We start from the raw sequence: 17,348 nt of genomic DNA, 5'->3' as shown, positions 1-17,348 counted from the left end.
ATGTCGAAGGGACAAAAGCAACGGCTGTACGGCGACCGGGCGGGAGCGTCTGCGTCGCCCCCGAAAGCCGATTCGACCTCTCGGAGGCCGGGCGGGCAACGCGGCGGCCCCGACGCCGAGGGCACGACTGACCGTTCGCCGCAGGCCGAGCCGGCCAAGAAATCCTCCGCGGGGATCATCACCGGCGTGCTGGTGGTCGTGTCCATTCTGATGGTCGTCTACCTCCACGCGTCGCTCCTGCCCCGGCTGGGTGCGAGCGCGCACACGACCGTGCCCGAATTGGATCCCTTCGGATTCGTCTCCGATGCCCCGCACATCGCCCGGAGCCTGGGCGACGCCGGTCGCAACGCGTACGTCGCCATCCACTGGTCCTGGGGCCTGATCTCCCCCATCTTCCTCGGCGCCGCGTGGTTCGCCATGGTCGCCGCCTCGGGCATCCGGGGACGACGCCGCATCGCACTGTGGATCCCGCCGCTCGTGTTCGTCGTCCTGACGATCGCCGGAAACCTTGCGGTCGACGCCGCTCTGTCCGACCCCGCCGGTGCATGGCCGGGACTTGCCGCCGGGCTCGTCGTCGCACGCTGGTTCTTGCTGGTGATCATGGTCGCCGAGGCGGTGTGGCTCGCCGTGCGCCTCGTGAGGGGAAAGCTGGATGCATTCTCCCGGGGAGAGCTCGAGGGCCAGCAGCCGCGCCGCTGACCCCACGTGCAGGAGGTATAGCCTTTTACCCGACAACTATCCCAATTACTTCAGCTTCGTTGCTCTCTCGTAGCGCCTGGATCCTAGAAGATAAAGCCGTAGGCGACCAGCCGGCCCCGACGTGGAGAATGGCAGAGGGCGGGTGCCCCCTCGTCCTGGGCCCCACGGTGCCGGGAAGATATTCGGCGACGCCTGGGTGCCAGTGGTCCCGTCCCCGGGCGCGGTGATGGTTTCGGTTGCTGGGGAGTTCTGCCTGTCCCCTTCGGGAACACCCCCGCGGGTGCGGGGAAGATATCAACGCCATCCTGGTCCCGGTGTTCAGCTGGGGAACACCCCCGCAGGCGCGGGGAAGATGCTTACCCTCACGTCGCCGCGCACTTCGATGAGGGAACACCCCCGCAGGCGCGGGGAAGATTCATCGAGCATTGCCATGACAGTTCCTCTCTGGGGAACACCCCCGCAGGCGCGGGGAAGATGATGGTGTGGGCCAGTTGTACCGGGAGTGGATGGGAACACCCCCGCAGGCGCGGGGAAGATCTTTTAACCTCCCTATGGGGACCGGGGTCTCAGGGAACACCCCCGCAGGCGCGGGGAAGATCCCGAAAACCACGAAGGGCTGGACGAGGCCCGGGGAACACCCCCGCAGGCGCGGGGAAGATTTTGGTCGGTCATTCGACGGGCTGGACCGGCGGGGAACACCCCCGCAGGCGCGGGGAAGATCCCGAAAACCACGAAGGGCTGGACGAGGCCCGGGGAACACCCCCGCAGGCGCGGGGAAGATCTCGTTGCACGCCGCCCGCATGGCCGCGGCCTGGGGAACACCCCCGCAGGCGCGGGGAAGATTTCGCGACCTTGCGGGCGTGCTTCTTCTTAGTGGGAACACCCCCGCAGGCGCGGGGAAGATTCGTCTGAGGCTTTGGCGGCTACGGAGACCGGGGGAACACCCCCGCAGGCGCGGGGAAGATGCCCGGATAGCGCAGAACTGGAACTGCCCAAAGGGAACACCCCCGCAGGCGCGGGGAAGATTGCGCCGGATGATTTCGAGGTGATCCGGGCGTGGGGAACACCCCCGCAGGCGCGGGGAAGATTAGTTCACCAGCTCGCACTACGCACCCCCTGGGGGAACACCCCCGCAGGCGCGGGGAAGATATCGTGTTGGGGGAGCCGCGCCCGGATTATTCGGGAACACCCCCGCAGGCGCGGGGAAGATTGCAGGGCGGCGCCCTTGTATTCCTCGCCCTGGGGAACACCCCCGCAGGCGCGGGGAAGATGACATCACCCGGCTGCAACGGAACCAACCTGGGGGAACACCCCCGCAGGCGCGGGGAAGATAATGTCATAAACAGAGTCCAAGTCCCGCCCCGGGGAACACCCCCGCAGGCGCGGGGAAGATCGGGCCTAGGACGCCACCGACGGGGCGTTGAAGGGAGCACCCCCGCAGGCGCGGGGAAGATCAAACACAGCAATATCGCCGGACAGACCGACCTGGGAACACCCCCGCAGGCGCGGGGAAGATTCCCACACCCATTCGCTGAATCGCTCTGCGAGGGGAACACCCCCGCAGGCGCGGGGAAGACCCGCCGCTGCTCGGGCGCGTTCACGCGCAGCAGGGAACACCCCCGCAGGCGCGGGGAAGATGCGTACGCCGAGATCACCGGCGAATACCCCGAGGGAACACCCCCGCAGGCGCGGGGAAGATTCACTTTGTTCGTCCCGAATGTAGAGCGCTACGGGAACACCCCCGCAGGCGCGGGGAAGATGTCAATACACCGTGGCCGGCCATCGTGCCACTGGGAACACCCCCGCAGGCGCGGGGAAGATTGTTTCATGTTTTCCGGAGCTGGTACCTCCGGTGGGAACACCCCCGCAGGCGCGGGGAAGATACCGCCCCGCTGCACCAAAACCGACACTATCCGCGGGAACACCCCCGCAGGCGCGGGGAAGATACTGCTTTCCGTAGACAACTGTAGTCCCAAGCAACAAAATTCATTCACTTTCGACGAGGTCAGGATCGCAGGACAAGGCTAATCTTTGGTGCGTTTAAGGAACCGCCTGCGCGATGCCTTGCTCCATCCCCTATCTGGCGTACGTCCTGACTCCCCCGATTCCTGGCCCTTAAATTGAGGAGAGTCGTTGGGGCCGCCCGACGCCTCGGAATCGAAGTTTTTAGTTCGAGAGATGGTCCCGCTGACCGGCCCTGGTAACGGACGTTGCATCAGGGTCAGGCCATCAAAATCTTTGGGAATCCAATCGTGTCGATGTACTCGAAAATCCAGCCCTTGCTCGTTATCGGCGTCAATGACCATGATGGAACGTCCGTTCTTGGCCAGGTCCACCGTTGCCTTCCAGATCTCGTCACGAACCCGCGCACTAACACAGCCCACAAATACCCCGGCTGAAATTTCAAGCAACCAACGGGTGATAAATCCACGCAGTCCAGCAGGACAAGCGGTGAGGATGAGGACCGTCACGCTATCCAGCCCTCCTGATTTATTCCACCCTCCACAAACCCTTGATGAGGATCCCAGAGGGCAACTCTCGATGAGAGGTCCTCCTCCGTCCTGTTGCGGGGAAGGATGAGCTGATGAATGTCCCGAACGCAACGCTCCATAAATGCCTGAGAAGTGATCTGTTCGCGGACTGCATGACGAACACGAGAAGCTACGTCGTCAGGGTTCTCGGCTGTAATACGGAAAGCCAGCGGAATGGTCGTCTCCGCTTTGTACAGGTCTGCGACATCATGAACGAAAGAGTTCTCATGTCCCGTGTGGACGAACCCGAGCCCGGGTGAGAGGCCCAAGGCCACAATCACGGCGTGGACAATTCCGTAAAGGCATTGGTGGGCAGCAGTGAGTGCCTGGTTGATCTCATCCGAAGCCTCAAAATCTCCCGTCTTATAGACCCGCCGCTTCCAACAGACACCGTATTGTTCGGATGCTTCGCGGTAGATTCGGCGTACTCGCGATCCCTCTCGCCCTCGAAGCTGTTGCATTGTCAAGTGTTTGACTTCTTCATCTGGGAACCGCATCGAATACATCTTCTTGGCCACAGCCAGGCGGGATCTGGTCGATGAAACCAGGCGGGCCTGCTCTTGGAGTAGCCGTGTATTGCCGGATAGGGGTCGTGCGTGCGCGTAACAACGCACGCCCCCTCCTCCGCCCCAGACCACGGAGGTCCCTGATTCGCTCAGCAATGACATCCCGGCATGGGTGATCCTCGTGCCTGGCCCCAGCAACAGGACTTGGATCATCGCTGAAGGAACGTTGAACACACCGGACTCATCCTGAAATGTGATCGCGTTCTGATCGCGATGCACCGTCGCCCTCTGGACGTAGAGAAAGGAAATGCGGTCGGACGCTCTTCCCAAGGATGAACGTGGAGACGGGCGACCGGCAACTTGTCGTTCAGACATGAGTCACCGGAGAAATCGTCAGCATTCCAAAACCGTAAGCTTTCCCTTTGCCGATTCCTTGGCTTAGCCCCGCCAGGAGCCGCTCCGGGTCTGTTACCGTCAGGATCCCATCGAACTGCACCACATTGAGCGTCACCGTCCGCTCGCGCCTACCATCAGCTGTCCACTTGCCGATCCGCTCTTGGGGTAGGGTTCGTGCTACGACTTCACGACGATCGACGCTGAAACCGAACCTCTCGCCCTGTCGAACGAGCCACTCCTGTTGCTCTTCCTCCTTGATCAGCCCCATTGGTTTGCCTCGCGTCAGATGTGGTTTGGAAGCGTTAGTGGATCCCGCTCGCACCACGTGTTTGATCACGTTGGCTCGGAGGCTGAAACGGAGACGCTGCCCTGGTCGCACCTTCGCAAGCGCGGCCCCCAAATCCAGACTCGCGGGCTGGCTGCCTAGACGTCCAATGCGACCGTTCAGCTCAGCAAGGTCCACCGGTGCTGGGGTGACGATATGGAGAACAATCTGTTCGCCAAGCCGGTCTAGCCTCCAGAGGAGTCGGCCCTGGGCGTACTTCATTCCATCCGTCAGCCGAGCAAGCTCGCCGTGCACTCTCCTGGGATTTGAAAGAATACGCACCGCCTCCCGGGACTTCGGATCGATCACGATTCTTGAAAGAGTTGTCATCAGGTCTCCTCTGTGCCGACGGATTTACCAGCCGGCCCGCCTTGATAGCAGGACCCGCGCTCACCGAAACTCGAGGAAATTGACATCGGATCGTGAAGGCCCAAGTCCGGTGGTGTTGGCATCGTTGGCTCGGAACGCTGACGAGCATGCGCGAAGGCGACCTTCTGAGATCTGTTCTCCTCAAATCGTCGTTCATGGTGAATGCGACGCTCGAGCGAGAAATCCACTGGGATGTCTCGGGCGACTTCGTATCGAGTCGACTCGGGCCGCGCATCGGTGTAAATGTCCAGTACGACCCGGTCTTCGTCCGAGCGATGCCGTGCGAAGACTTCGCTCTCCTGGGCCGGGAGGTCCTTAAGGATTTCGACCGGCCGCCCTTCTACCAAGCTATGTACCACGGGACCCATAGGTGGACACGAGCGTCGGCCCAGATAAAGCGGCCAACGCGGGTGTAAAAGTGCCCGCCGTATGACCTCAAGCTCCTCTCGGTCTCCCCCGAGCCCGGCGGTGAAATGGGCGTCACAAAGGTATTGCCTCCGAGACAGCATCGGCGTGACCGATCCGGCGCGGGTTGCGTTGTGGTTGTCCTCCATAAGGACACCTTGACGTTCAATCCGAACCGCGAATTCGAGACTAGCCAAATCTTCGAGGGACTCGCCTCGACGCCGGCCGAGGGCGCAAGCCACCATCCCGAGTACGCCGGACTTCGAAGGCACCCTGCCGGTGCGACGTACGGGAAAGACGCTGTCTACACCCCACGCCTGAAGTGGCCCCTTCAGGTTGATGAGAAGAGTGGATGACATAGTATTCACCTCCCGGCTGCCACGTCGGCTGCAACCTCACGAACTCGTTCCACAAGGGCATCCAGATCGACCGTTTCCCCCAGTCTGGCAATACTGTCCCCTGCCACCGGCAGTGCCAGGACAAGTCGAGTCGCCGACTCGCCGTAGGCCGCGTCCAGATCTGTCGCATACTTGGCCATCGCCGTGGCCGCCTCGTACACGTACCCGTTCTGCCCGGCAAGCACAGGTTTCTCGAATGCTCCGACCCAGTTGGAAGGCTGACTCGTAGAGAACGAGACCACGACGACGCTGGGCAGTGTGCGGTTGGCAAAGGTGTTCTGTTTGCCCGTAGGCATGGCTCGTATAAAGCTGCGGACGAATTCGGCCGAGGCCAGTGAGGTCGCATCGGCGTCGCCCAGATTTTCCATGAGTGCCGGTACGTTGAGCGTGGCGTAGCGGTAAACAGTGGATGCAGTAAATTCCACAGTCCCGATCATGTCCGCGCCTTGCCCGTCTTCACCACGCAGATCATCCACGGCCGTGAAGTAGTCGAATTCAGGAGTGTTCTCGTGAACACTGATCGAGTGAGCGACCTGAACCGCGGCGTCGACATTCAGGTCGGCGGCGTCCGCAACCATGCGACCGAAAAGTGATACGTCGATCGCTTGGTCCTGTTTCAAGGCTGCCTTAGCAGCCGTCTTGGCGGACTTTTCGGTGAACGTTCCTTGGTTTTCGACGGCGAGCCGAGCGAGCTTCTTCACCTGGTACTGTCCGACGAAGACAAGGTACTTGGTCTCTTCCGGCTTTGGTTCATCGCTCTTCTTTGTTTTGGGTCGTTCGGGTTTCAGACCAGCGGCCTTGAGCGCCTCAAGCGCCCATTGCATAGCTGTTTCGGGGCTTGCATCCGTCAGCTCGAGGACCGCCTGCTGCACCTGGACAGGAAGATCCTTGGTACGCAGCCCGAGTCGGTTCCCGCTGATGGATTTCGCCATGTCCGTGCGGACCGCTCGTTTGAATGCCTGGCTTGAGATACGTTGACGAACCGCCCCGCCGAAGATAGCCGACTTGGGGCTACCAGTCTCATCCCGATTGATGTTGTTTGGGGGCAACGTCTGCAGAACGTGCACGTCGATGTAGAGGTTGTTCATGATTGCTCCTGATCGGTGGTAGTGGAATTACCTGCGAGGACCGGGGCCAAAGTAGTACGTGAATACTGCCTGGCCCATTCCAGCTGGGCCCGGGAACGGGTCCGGGGATTGAGGAAACGGGTAATTTCCGCGGCGAACCGCGGGTAGTCGAATCCGATCCGTTCTGCACGCAACATACGAATGAGGGCGCCCAGGTGATGTTGAAATTCGGCTCCCGAACTTGCCGTGACAAGGGCGTCTAAACGTCGCCGCACCCCACCGCCGTTCTCACCGCGTGCCGCCTCGAGGAGCCGGATCGCCTCTCCGAAGGTTCGCTCAGAACGTTGCATGGGCTCGGAGATCGACTGCTGATGAAGGGCAAAACTGGTCAGCGCGAGGTGCGCAGCCCACTCTTCGGCGGTCGGCGAGGAGTTGGCCCGGGAGACCGGAACGTCCAACCCCTCCAGCGTGACTTCCCAGATGGACGGATCTGTGCCCGGCATCTTGCCCACGCCCCGTCTCAATGCAGCTAGACGAGCCGGCACATCGGTGCGGCCCGCCTCTGTGGCCGCTACGAGTCCCCTGATACGAGATCGAACAAACTCTCTCGGCTTCATACCGGTATGCCGTTCGTTCATGAGTGGGCTCCTTCTCGCGGAGTGTCCGCAGGTATAGGTTTGAGTCTTTTGCGCAACGTGGAGACGAGAGCATTGAAAGCAGACAATGCGCTCGTGCCTCGCGCAGTTTCGGCGCCTGAACGCCCCACGAGTGCACGCGGCCCGAGGCGAAGCATCTCAGCCTTGGCCGTTGTCATCAGCAGGTCGAACAGAGTCGAGCACCAGTTTTCGATGTGTTCGTCCACCCGATCGACGTCCAGATCGTTCAGCCATCTTCGAAATGCAGGATCAATATCGAAGTACAGCCTGCTGAGCACGGTCGCTGACGTATTCTCTCCGGAAGCTCCTGCCGCTTCGCGCGCGTCCTTGACTCTGTAAGCCACCTGGTGAGCCATCTCGTCCGTCAGCCGAGCGATATCGACCACCCGTGCACGAGCCCTGATACTCGGGGGAAGGAGGAGCCGCGAAGCGAAGGAAACGCGATCGGAGTACATATCCGTTACCACAGAGTCCTGTGTTCCATAAACCAAACCCACGGTTTCGACCAGAACCTTCGTGTCCGACGAAAGCACCCCATTAGCGATTAGTTCTCGCAATTGGCTGATAAGCAGCGGCATAACAACTTTTTCCTGCCCCTTAAGGGGAACGGTCCCAGGATGAGCAAGAACAGAATCGATGCGCTGCCAAGCGGCCCGATTTGGGTCGTGAGACCGTGGCATGAATACTGCGTTCGAGGTCCCTAGCGCTTTAGCTTGTGCAGGACTGTTCCTCCAGAACGACGCGGGCTCCGTCCTTTCCTGACCATAGGCGAGAAGTCGGTCCCCCTGAGTGATCAGCACTCCGTCAACCTCCCCGGTGCCAGTGAAATGGAGGCGGATGCGGCGAGAAGGCCAGGTATAGAGATCCGCATCTCCCCTCGGCTGACTGTTCTCAGGCCTTGACACCGCGCCGGTCAAGACATCATCGCGCTCCCACAACGCCATATCCTGTACAGCGTCGTCGTACCCTTGAAACCGGGTATTGAACATGAGTGTTTCAAATAGATCCTTGCCAACCAGACGAAAGGCACCGAGCCTCCCCAGCCAGCCCGTGCCGATGCCGTAACCCTTTCCTCCCTTCGCGCGGTCGTCGCCGAGGGCACCCGGCTTAATACCCGCCACATCGAACCCCATCGCATGTATAACCCATTGGGCAGCCTCCGCAGGGCTCATTGTGTCTGTCTGCTCTCCCGCTCGCGAAGTGAATTGCGAACTACCACGAGGCACTGTGGAGAGCAGAGCGGCAGGTTTAAGGTATTCGTTCTTGACCGTCGCCAATCCGGGAGCCTGCAAAAAGGGCCTTTCGGGGTGGAAAAGATCGAACCGGCCGGAGTATGCCTGCCCGTAGGACCTGATTTCGTCCGTCGGGAATCGGCCTTCCTTCCAAATTCTGGCCCATACCTGGTGGCCGTTCTCGCCCTGTCTGGGCTCGACGGCCTGCCTCAGAACCGTGGACAGAATCCGCTGAATGGCAAGCGGCATGGTCGGCACCTCTCCCTCAAAGTAGGCCAGCTCGCCGGCCCGGTCGAAGAAGTCCTGAATGGATACCAAAAGTGAGTTTTGGCCTAATTTGACGGGGATCCAAGCTTGGGACCACAGGTCGAATGATGGTCGTGACTGGTCAGCCATCGCTGCCTCCTGAACAGTTGTGAAGCATCAAACCGAATTCCGACGAATACTCGAGAGTTTTTCCGCCGAGCTTCGTTTTCAGGTCTGAGTCGAGACGTAGTACCAGCTCGCCAGCGAGCAAACGGTGCTGCTGGAACAGGTCAACCTTTTGAGCTTCGAGCTCGTCCAGGACCGCCAGAGTCCGCGCCTCCCGAGCCTCCGCGGAGTACGTTCCAGCCGTAATGAGACGTCGGGGTAACCGGATACGTTGCATGAGGAACTCCTGGGCTTGCATAGCAGTCAGCACTGCCAGATCAGTCAGCCGTACATCGTTCAGCGGGCTGTTCGGGCTGGCCGCGGATACAGCGCCATCATCGTCCCGCACCAGGATCACTTCGAAGGAGTCCTCTGCGTCACGGACTCGAGCGGCATCAAAGGCTTCCGGTTCTGTCCAGTTGTTGCGACGCATGAGGTCCTCACGCGAACCCACACCGGGCAGCGCACCCTCGAACTCGGCATAGGCCGGCGAACGCAGACAAGCGGATCTTGCGATGGCGCATCTCGCATTGACTTCCCGCCCTTCTTCATCGCGAAGCGAATCCAAGTCCAGATTCCATCCTCGTTCTTTGGCGGGTCGTTCGAGATAGACCTGACGCACCAGGTGACTGGCTTCGTGGGGCAGCCGGAGGGTTCCCTGTTGCGGACTCCCTACGTGGGTGATGGCAGCCAAGGTTTCATAGAGGATACTTTTCGGATGGATCGAGGCAACGGCCTGGTCCAAAACTGGACTCCCCGCAAGGAATGAAACCCCTCGGATGAGTACCCGCGGACTGTCGAGGCCCCTGGGGCGCACTCTTCCGGGGTGCCTGTGGAGCCTGCCACAACGCTGAATGAGGAGATCCATCGGAGCCAGGTCGGTGACTAGCAGGTCTACGTCGATGTCGAGGGATTGCTCCAAGACTGACGTTCCGATCACGATCAGACGATGCGGACGAGTGACTTCCGGGGAATCTGCAGGACCAAGTTGTCTCAGAAGTGCACGTTCCCGCGAGGCACGGTCTGCTGCGGTGAACTGTGAATGCAGGAGGACGACTCCCCCGCCGACGCGCTTGCTGACTTCTCTATAGAGTTCCTGGGCGCGTCGAATCGTGTTGCATATGACCGCCACACATCCGCCGTCGCGAGTTCCTTCGTCCAGGCGAGCGGCCAATTCCGCGTCGCTGTCCTCGATGACACTCACTGTGAGTTCAGTTGGGGTCTGGTCCAGTGGGACGGGAATGGCCAGGTCCTGAGTAGGATCCTCCGGGGAGATATAGCACAGGCGGGGATAATCATCAGAAAACACATCAGTTCCCGCGGCCGACGAGGCCAGGGGATTTCCACGCTGCTGAAGCCGGTCCCGTTCACGCCACCCGAGTGGCTCACGATAGGCACTGACGATGTCTTCACGAGCCGCGGGCGGCAAGGTAGCAGTCATGACGACCACCGGTACACGTAACGCCGAGAGCCAACGCAACGCGGCACTGAGAAACACCCGCATGTAAGGAGTCGTGGCGTGGACCTCGTCGATAATCACGACTTTCCCAGCCAGTCCCTCATGGCGAATACTGACGTGTTTGGAATCCAGGCCCGCGAATAGCAGCTGATCGATGGTGCCAACGACTACGTGCGAATTCAGGCGCAACTTTCGGCGCGCACAAGATGCATCGGCATAGACCCGCTCCGATGGAGCGTCCAGGTCATCGATCGGCGCATGTGGGCGTGAGGGGAGCTCAGTGAAAAATTCGTTGAGTTCGGCACGGCCGTGGGCCAGCCCCATAGAGGCAACCTGGTCCCGCGGAAGAGCTCTTTCCAACCATCCCCGAATACGACCGAGGACACCGTCGGCGGTTGCCGTGGTGGGAAGTAGGAAGGCCAGCCCTTCGTAGCCGAACCGAGCAGCGAGAACCTCAGCGTAAGTGAGAGCCAGCTCAGTTTTGCCCTGACCGGTGGGCGCCTCGACCAGAAGCAACCCCGCAGGATCCGACAGTCCACACGCGATGTCCCAAGCCTGACGCTGATACGGATTGGCTGAAAACGATCGGGACCGAGCAAATCTGCTGGAGATAAAGTGATCCGCCGTCATTGCAAGGCTTGGATCGGTGAATCTAGGGGCGGCCTGACGATTGGTCAGGGAGGCCGCACGATGTTCACGTGCCGGTCGACCCTCCCCAGAGACCGGCCCTAGGGGATAGTAGAAAGAGTTGCTGGCAGTCCAGTCGGCTTGAATGACCAGGCCAGTCAGGAGAGAAACGACAATATTGCCGAGAAACGGTACTTTCAGAGCGTTGAGCGCAGAAATAGCGCCCGTCCGCTCAGCAATAAGATCAAGAAGTGCCGATTGGGCGGCAAACCACGGGTCCTCCCCCTCCGCCTCCCCCACCAGCTCCAGAGGGAAAGACAAATCTGTCTTTCGTTGATAGACCCCGTGGTGGCCACCAGGAACAGCGGCAAGATCGAATTGAAGAGACGGAGGGATATCCAGGTCCGGACGGCTCCTGAACCATCGGACCAGGGCCAGAGCAGAGTGGAAGGCATGAGGCTGGTCCAGATCATCAGTGGGAGACGAGCCCTCCAGCGCAGCTTCGATAGGTGCCCAGAGCTCGGAATTCTTGACGGAGAAAGCTCGCGAGCACTTGCCGACGTCGTGCGCTCCGGCCAAGAAAACTAACACCCGTCGCACTTCGTCGACTGACAGATGCATGAGATCAGCAAGGCGATGGCGCACAGCAACGGGTCGGGAATCCCAAAGAACCTCAGCCGCATGCACCGAGTCAAGCGCGTGGTCAGTCAGTTTAAGATACTCGAGAGGCTCACCAGGCCCGGGATAGTTCGTCTTGGCCCACATCAGCGGCAGCAGATTGTCGCGCCCCAACTAGCTCCCCTATCTGCCGCGTTCAGTGCAATACTTCACAACATAGACCGACCCCTATGACGAGTCAAGCCTCTCCACCCCTCTCTCTTACTCTTTCCCAGACCAAAGTTATTTATGATTCCTCCGGGTGGAACTTCACCTCAGCAACCGCTGAGAAAGGTTCATCATGGACGGGCTCTTCCCCAGTCCAAAAGGAACACCAAGGCATTCGCCTTGAGCGCCAGAGGCTCTGCACACTGCCGCTCCGCATGAACCTACATTACAGCCCTCCATCCCCCCTGTATCGGACCAAGGCGGAAGCATTCGCACAGACACCACAGCCGACACCTGCTTTTCCTGAATTGCAAGAAGAGGTGAAGGTGGGGGGCGACATACCCTCCGGACGTGTTCCTACGAAACCCGCCGAGCTCCTTTGGCCCGCGGCCGGAAGAACGCCGCGACCACGGCGCCCACGAGGACGGCCGCGGCCGGCAGGAGAATGCTCTCCCCCATCGCCGTGGTGTACCCGTCGCGCAGCATGTCCGGCAGTTGCGAGCTGCCCGCCGCCGCCTCTCCGCCTTGGGCCGACTGACCGGCCATCTGCGGGAGATGGGCCGCGATGCGGTTCTCCATCATCATCGCGATCAGCGAGGACCCGAGCACCGCGCCCACCTGACGCGTGGTGTTGAAGACGCCGGATCCCGCTCCGGCCTGCTTCGGGGCGAGGTCGCGCGTCGTCGTGATCGAAATGGGAGACCACATGCAGGCACCGCCGATACCCATCACGAACGAAGGAATCAACAGGACCCAGATCGAGGCGTCCGGGGACATGAAGAACCAGTAGCCCACGAGCCCCAGGACGTTCATCAGCAGCCCGAAGACGGCGATGAACGGAGCCCTGGCCGCCGTGATGAGGCCGCCGACCACAGGAGCCAGCGCACCCGAGACAATCGCCATCGGGGCAATCATCAGGGCCGCCTCCGTGGGCGACATGCCACAGACCAGCTGGAAGTACAGCATGAGAGGCAGCACGAACGAGACGATCATGAGCCCGACCATGCCGATGGCCGCGTTGCCCAGCGAGAAATTCCTGTCGCGGAAGAGCCCCAGGGGAATCAGCGGCTCCGTACTGGTCACCCGCTGCCACACGATGAACAGGGCGAAGATCACGACTCCGGCGATGATCAATTCCGGCACGGTGATCGGGCCCCAGACGGCGCCCCAATCGTGCCCATGGCCCTCTTGGATTCCGTAGACAATGAGGAACATGGCGATCGCGCTCAGGACCACGCCCACGTAGTCCATGCGGTGGGCGTGGATCTCCAGTTTGGGGATCTTCTGCCAGGCCCGCACGAACGCGAAGATGCCGACCGGAATGTTGACGAAGAAGATCCATTCCCAGCCGAGGCCGTCGACCAGGAGGCCGCCCAGAATCGGCCCGAGGAGGCTCGCGACGCCGGCGGTCGCACCCCAGACACCCATCGCAGGCCCCCGGCGCTCCGCCGGGAAGAGTCGGGTGATGATCGCCATCGTTTGCGGAGTCATGACGGCGGCGCCGAGCCCCTGGAACACGCGGGCGACAATGAGCATTTCAATGGTTCCCGAGAGCCCGCACCAGAGGGATGCCGCCGTAAAGAGAGCCAAGCCTCCCAGATACATGCGGCCCGGTCCAATGCGGTCACCCAGTCTGCCGGTGACCAGCAGCGGGACGGCGTAAGCGAGCAGATACGCACTGGTGACCCACACGACCTTGTTGATGCCGGTGTCGAAGTGGTTCATGATGGCCGGCATCGCCGTGGACACGATCGTCGAGTCGATCAGGATCATGAAGAACCCGATGACGATGGCCCAGAGGGCACTCCAGGCCTGTTTGTCTTCGCCCTTGCCGTGGGCCTTGTTCTCGTGCGCGGTGTCGAGGTCCTTCCGGGCGCGCGTGCTGGTGTCGGCCGATTCGCCCGTGGGCGACCCGGCCTTCGCGGTCGCGGCACTGCTGTGCCGCGGAGTGTATTCGGAGTTCATGCTTCTTCTTTCGGGGCGTCCGGCCGATCGGATTGCGCGGGCCAGGTCAGGGCGCCGCTGTCGACCAGGTCTATGGTTCGTTGCATGTGGTTGATCTGTGCCGCCTGGAGTTCCAGCACGTAGGTGTCCTCGAGCAGGAGGATTTCGTCGATGCCCTCTGTTCGTGCCCGGTCCAGCCTGGATTCCCGGCCGGACACTTGATCTCGGAGCACCGCGATCCGTTGTTGGAAGGCGGCCCGAACGGCCGACCACGGCAGCTTGGGGGCCACCGCAAGCGCTACCGGAAACACGGGATATTCGCTGCGCACCGTGGACAGCTCGGCGACCACCCATTCCCTGGCGGCGCGTTCGCCGGCCGATTCGACCGCGTAGATGGTTCGTTCCGGCCTGTTGTTGGTCTGTTCCACCCGGTCGATTCTGACCAGTCCGTGGTCCTGGAGCTTCTCGACCGTGTGGTACAGGGCTCCGGGGCTGACCCTGACGAGGTGGTCGTCTCCCCGCTTCTTGAGGATCTGGGCCATTTCGTACGGGTGCATCGGACGTTCCCGGAGTAGCCCCAGAACCGTCACGGCCAATGGCGTGAGTTTCATCCGCCGCTGAGAGTCGTGTTCCACTCGGATTATTCTACGCGGAATAAACATTGCTTCACAAACGGAGCATTCGTGGGCGATGGACAGGATGACGACGTCACACCTTGTGGAAGCCATCCCCAACAAGTAGTGTCCTTTTCGTACTCGCGAGTATGAGCAAGAGAACCACGGATCGAAACCCTGCCGAAGGGGACCATTCCGGCGGCTTGTTGGGGCGTGTGCACGACGCCTGCAGCATCTATGGGAACCGCCCGAACCCCTGAGGCAGGGTTTCGACGTTCCGGCTCGTTGGCCTGCCGCCGGCACGGGCCTCGGGAGCAAAAACAAATCCGCCACGACCGATCGGGAAAGAGCCCGACCACGTGACGGATTGCGAGAGTGCCCTCGAGTGGATTCGAACCACCGACACCGGCTTTAGGAGAGCCGTGCTCTATCCCCTGAGCTACGAGGGCGCACCGCACCAGTGTACAGGTTCCCGTGCCATGCTGGGTTCATGGCCGTTCTGATTGACCCTCCGCTGTGGCCAGCCCACGGCACGATGTTCTCCCACCTCGTCTCGGACACCAGTCTGGACGAACTCCACGAACTGGTCGGCAGGACTCCCATCAGCCCCAAGGCTTTTGACGAAGACCACTACGACGTCCCGCGACACCTGATCGATGACGCCGTCGCCGCGGGCGCCACGAGAGTCACGGCCCACGAGCTGACCCGGCGCCTGGCGGCCTCGGGCCTGCGCATTCCGGCGAAGGAGCGTCCGGCAAAGATCCGCCCTCGCTTGTTGCGGAGTTGGAAGGCCACCGTGCCCGGCGCCCCCGAGACCGGCCAGGAATTGTTGGACCGCTGGGACTCACCAGGTCGCGAATATCACACCTCGGTTCACCTGGCGGAGGTTCTCGACAACATACATCGCCTCGGTTCCGCATCCTCCGAGGACTCCGATTCATGGCTCGTCCTGCGCTTGGCGGCCTGGTACCACGACGCCGTGTACAGGGGTCGCCCCGAGGAGGATGAACGGGACAGCGCGGATCTTGTCACGGCAGACTTGACCGGCGTTGTGGATCCGGGGGCACTTGATCGCGTGCGCGGGCTGATTCTGGGCACCATCGACCACACGGCGGCCGGGCGCGATCCGTTGTGGCCAATTTTCCACGATGCCGACTTGGGCATTCTGGCGGCGTCTCCCGGACGGTACGGAAGGTACGCGAGCGCCGTGCGCAGAGAGTACTCGCACGTTCCCGAAGAGGTCTTCCGCCGCACGCGGGCGGAGATCCTCGAGGGATTCCTGAATCAGGACAGGATCTACCTGACGGACGTCGCCAGCGCCCAGTGGGAGGGCGTCGCGCGGAACAACCTGAGGTCGGAGATCGCCTCCCTCCGACACGGATGAGCCGGTGAATCAGGCGCCGGTTTTGCCTCCGGCGTCGTCGCCCGTTCCCTTCTTGCGGGCACGGGCCCTGTTGTAGAGAACCGCGGCAACAAGCCCGATGATGATACCGATTCCGCCGGCGATCGAAACCCACATGGCCGGGTTGCCCAGTGAGAGGGAAAGGATGAGGCCCACGATGATCCCGGGAACCGCCCCGGCCACCATGCCGACGGCCATCGCTCGGAATTCCTGATCGCTGTTGCTCTGGGGAGGTTCGAATTGTGAGGGCATGCCCTCATGATAGAACCTCGAACTTGGCGGTTGCAGAACGGATCTGTGCCACGTCCACGCCGTCTCGCCCTGACTGCACTCACCCTGAGCACAAAAAAGGTGCGACCCCCACTGGTCGAGGGGGCCGCACCACCCGGAGCCTTGCGCGGTCCGGAATTGACGAGATCACATTCTTCACAAGTGCCTCGCCCAAGGAGGAAAACCTACTTTTCCATCATAGCCATGAATTCAACGATCCACACGGATATAGAGAGGAGATGACGCATAAGGAAGTTCCGTACCGAATTCGGCGGTCGTCCCGCCTTCCCATCCACCGTGGATGGCCCGGCCGTCGCCGATGTATATCGCGACGTGTGATCCGCCCATCCCGTTCGACGCGTAATAGACGATATCGCCCGGTTGCGCCTCCTCGGCACTCACGGTGTGGCCCAGGCTGAGATAGTCCTTCGGCCATCCGTGGAAAGAAATTCCGCGCGCCCTGAGGGCATTCGTGACCAGCATGGTGCAGTCCTGATGGACACCCACCTGGGCCTTGGCGGCCTCTGCCACGGCGTCTCCCAGAGTGGTATGCAGTGAGGCCGGTCGAGGCACCCCGTTGCCACCGATCTCGGCCGCGGGCACGATCCCCTGGGTGTGGGGGCCACCCGTTCTGCCGCCCTCGGGAAGCTGCGGATGATCGACCGAAGACTCCTCGGAAAATTGCGCCCGAGCCACGCCGATGCCCTCGCTCGTGTCGTTCGGCGTCGCGAGAACCCCCTCGACGTCCGGGGCGTCGTCGGCCTGGACCTGTTGTTCGGACTGCGTCGGGTTCTCGACGGCCTGTTCCGTTTCGGCACGACGCTGTTCTTCGAGCCGCGCAGCCTCTTCGTCGGCCGTCCTCCGATGCTCGGCGCGCTGCGCCTCCAGTTGCGCGAGCACCTGCGGATCGGTCTCTGGGCGCTTCAGGGCCACCGGTACGAAGGTCAGATTCGCGTGTGCCGAAGCCAGCGACGTGCTGGGAACCGTGGTGGAAGCTTGCGGGGATGCGCTCGGCTCGGGTTCGGCCGATTCGAGGCCGTGAACGAGCGCGATGCTGCCGACCAGAAGTCCCGACGCCGTCAGGGCCCCGGCCGTGCGAAGTGTCTTGTGCGAGAGGTAGGTAGTCGGTGCCATGAAAATTCCTTGAATTCATGGAGGGGTGCCGTTGCATCCGGCACGTCCCTCAGTTCCGTGCATCGACAACATGCGCGG

Annotated in this window: 14 protein-coding genes, 1 tRNA gene and 1 CRISPR repeat array; of the genes, 2 read left to right on the top strand and 13 right to left on the bottom strand. The window is 61.7% G+C overall.

Going from position 1 to position 17,348, the window contains the following annotated elements; genetic code table 11:
• Nucleotides 1-699 (top strand): hypothetical protein, encoded by a 699-nt coding sequence (locus EWU68_RS04870; RefSeq protein ID WP_129314936.1) that lies wholly within the window; start codon nucleotides 1-3, stop codon nucleotides 697-699.
• 264 nt (nucleotides 700-963) lie between these two features.
• Nucleotides 964-2,645: direct repeats of the CRISPR family, unit length 29 nt; unit sequence GGGAACACCCCCGCAGGCGCGGGGAAGAT.
• A gap of 78 nt (nucleotides 2,646-2,723) precedes the next feature.
• On the opposite strand, the gene cas2e is transcribed toward EWU68_RS04870, so the two are convergent.
• The 11 genes from cas2e to EWU68_RS04815 form a co-directional block, all read right to left on the bottom strand.
• Entirely contained in the window at nucleotides 2,724-3,170 is a 447-nt protein-coding gene (cas2e, locus tag EWU68_RS04865) for a type I-E CRISPR-associated endoribonuclease Cas2e (RefSeq protein ID WP_129314934.1), read from the bottom strand.
• Nucleotides 3,167-4,111 carry a type I-E CRISPR-associated endonuclease Cas1e gene (cas1e, locus tag EWU68_RS04860; RefSeq protein ID WP_129314931.1) on the bottom strand — a complete coding sequence of 315 codons (945 nt, stop codon included), beginning with the start codon at nucleotides 4,109-4,111 and terminating at the stop codon, nucleotides 3,167-3,169. The genes cas2e and cas1e overlap by 4 nt, the downstream gene beginning before the upstream one ends.
• The gene (cas6e, locus tag EWU68_RS04855; RefSeq protein WP_129314929.1) at nucleotides 4,104-4,787 is read right to left on the bottom strand and encodes a type I-E CRISPR-associated protein Cas6/Cse3/CasE; all 684 of its coding nucleotides are present in this window, start codon (nucleotides 4,785-4,787) and stop codon (nucleotides 4,104-4,106) included. The genes cas1e and cas6e overlap by 8 nt, the downstream gene beginning before the upstream one ends.
• Nucleotides 4,787-5,590, bottom strand: a complete 804-nt coding sequence (cas5e, locus tag EWU68_RS13500) for a type I-E CRISPR-associated protein Cas5/CasD (protein WP_129314927.1) — start codon at nucleotides 5,588-5,590, stop codon at nucleotides 4,787-4,789. The genes cas6e and cas5e overlap by 1 nt, the downstream gene beginning before the upstream one ends.
• A 5-nt stretch (nucleotides 5,591-5,595) precedes the next feature.
• On the bottom strand, nucleotides 5,596-6,717 hold the full coding sequence (gene cas7e, locus EWU68_RS04845) for a type I-E CRISPR-associated protein Cas7/Cse4/CasC (protein ID WP_129314924.1): 1,122 nt from the start codon (nucleotides 6,715-6,717) through the stop codon (nucleotides 5,596-5,598).
• Nucleotides 6,714-7,334: a type I-E CRISPR-associated protein Cse2/CasB gene (gene casB, locus EWU68_RS04840; RefSeq protein WP_129314921.1), complete on the bottom strand. Its 621-nt coding sequence runs from the start codon at nucleotides 7,332-7,334 to the stop codon at nucleotides 6,714-6,716. Before casB ends, cas7e begins: the two co-directional genes overlap by 4 nt.
• Nucleotides 7,331-8,980 carry a type I-E CRISPR-associated protein Cse1/CasA gene (gene casA / locus EWU68_RS04835; protein ID WP_129314919.1) on the bottom strand — a complete coding sequence of 550 codons (1,650 nt, stop codon included), beginning with the start codon at nucleotides 8,978-8,980 and terminating at the stop codon, nucleotides 7,331-7,333. The genes casB and casA overlap by 4 nt, the downstream gene beginning before the upstream one ends.
• A complete protein-coding gene (cas3, locus tag EWU68_RS04830) occupies nucleotides 8,973-11,873 on the bottom strand; it encodes a CRISPR-associated helicase Cas3' (protein ID WP_129314917.1) in 2,901 nt (966 codons plus the stop codon). The genes casA and cas3 overlap by 8 nt, the downstream gene beginning before the upstream one ends.
• Before the next feature lie 390 nt (nucleotides 11,874-12,263).
• Complete coding sequence (locus EWU68_RS04825) at nucleotides 12,264-13,871, bottom strand: DHA2 family efflux MFS transporter permease subunit (protein ID WP_129314915.1); 1,608 nt, start codon at nucleotides 13,869-13,871, stop codon at nucleotides 12,264-12,266.
• Complete coding sequence (locus EWU68_RS04820) at nucleotides 13,868-14,485, bottom strand: PadR family transcriptional regulator (RefSeq protein ID WP_162421415.1); 618 nt, start codon at nucleotides 14,483-14,485, stop codon at nucleotides 13,868-13,870. Before EWU68_RS04820 ends, EWU68_RS04825 begins: the two co-directional genes overlap by 4 nt.
• A gap of 355 nt (nucleotides 14,486-14,840) precedes the next feature.
• Nucleotides 14,841-14,913, bottom strand: a tRNA-Arg gene (locus EWU68_RS04815).
• Nucleotides 14,914-14,954: 41 nt separating this feature from the next.
• On the opposite strand from EWU68_RS04815, the gene EWU68_RS04810 reads away from it, so the two are divergent.
• Nucleotides 14,955-15,848 carry a DUF4031 domain-containing protein gene (locus EWU68_RS04810; RefSeq protein ID WP_129314911.1) on the top strand — a complete coding sequence of 298 codons (894 nt, stop codon included), beginning with the start codon at nucleotides 14,955-14,957 and terminating at the stop codon, nucleotides 15,846-15,848.
• 9 nt (nucleotides 15,849-15,857) lie between these two features.
• On the opposite strand, the gene EWU68_RS04805 is transcribed toward EWU68_RS04810, so the two are convergent.
• A complete protein-coding gene (locus tag EWU68_RS04805; protein ID WP_129314909.1) occupies nucleotides 15,858-16,118 on the bottom strand; it encodes a hypothetical protein in 261 nt (86 codons plus the stop codon).
• A gap of 228 nt (nucleotides 16,119-16,346) precedes the next feature.
• Entirely contained in the window at nucleotides 16,347-17,270 is a 924-nt protein-coding gene (locus EWU68_RS13155) for an NlpC/P60 family protein (RefSeq protein WP_202976689.1), read from the bottom strand.
• Nucleotides 17,271-17,348 lie beyond the last annotated feature (78 nt).

Source organism: Rothia koreensis (assembly GCF_004136575.1).
In the GTDB taxonomy this organism is placed as follows: Bacteria; Actinomycetota; Actinomycetes; order Actinomycetales; family Micrococcaceae; genus Rothia; species Rothia koreensis.
Note: the sequence above shows the minus strand (reverse complement) of the source record. Positions and strands in the feature narration are given on the sequence as shown.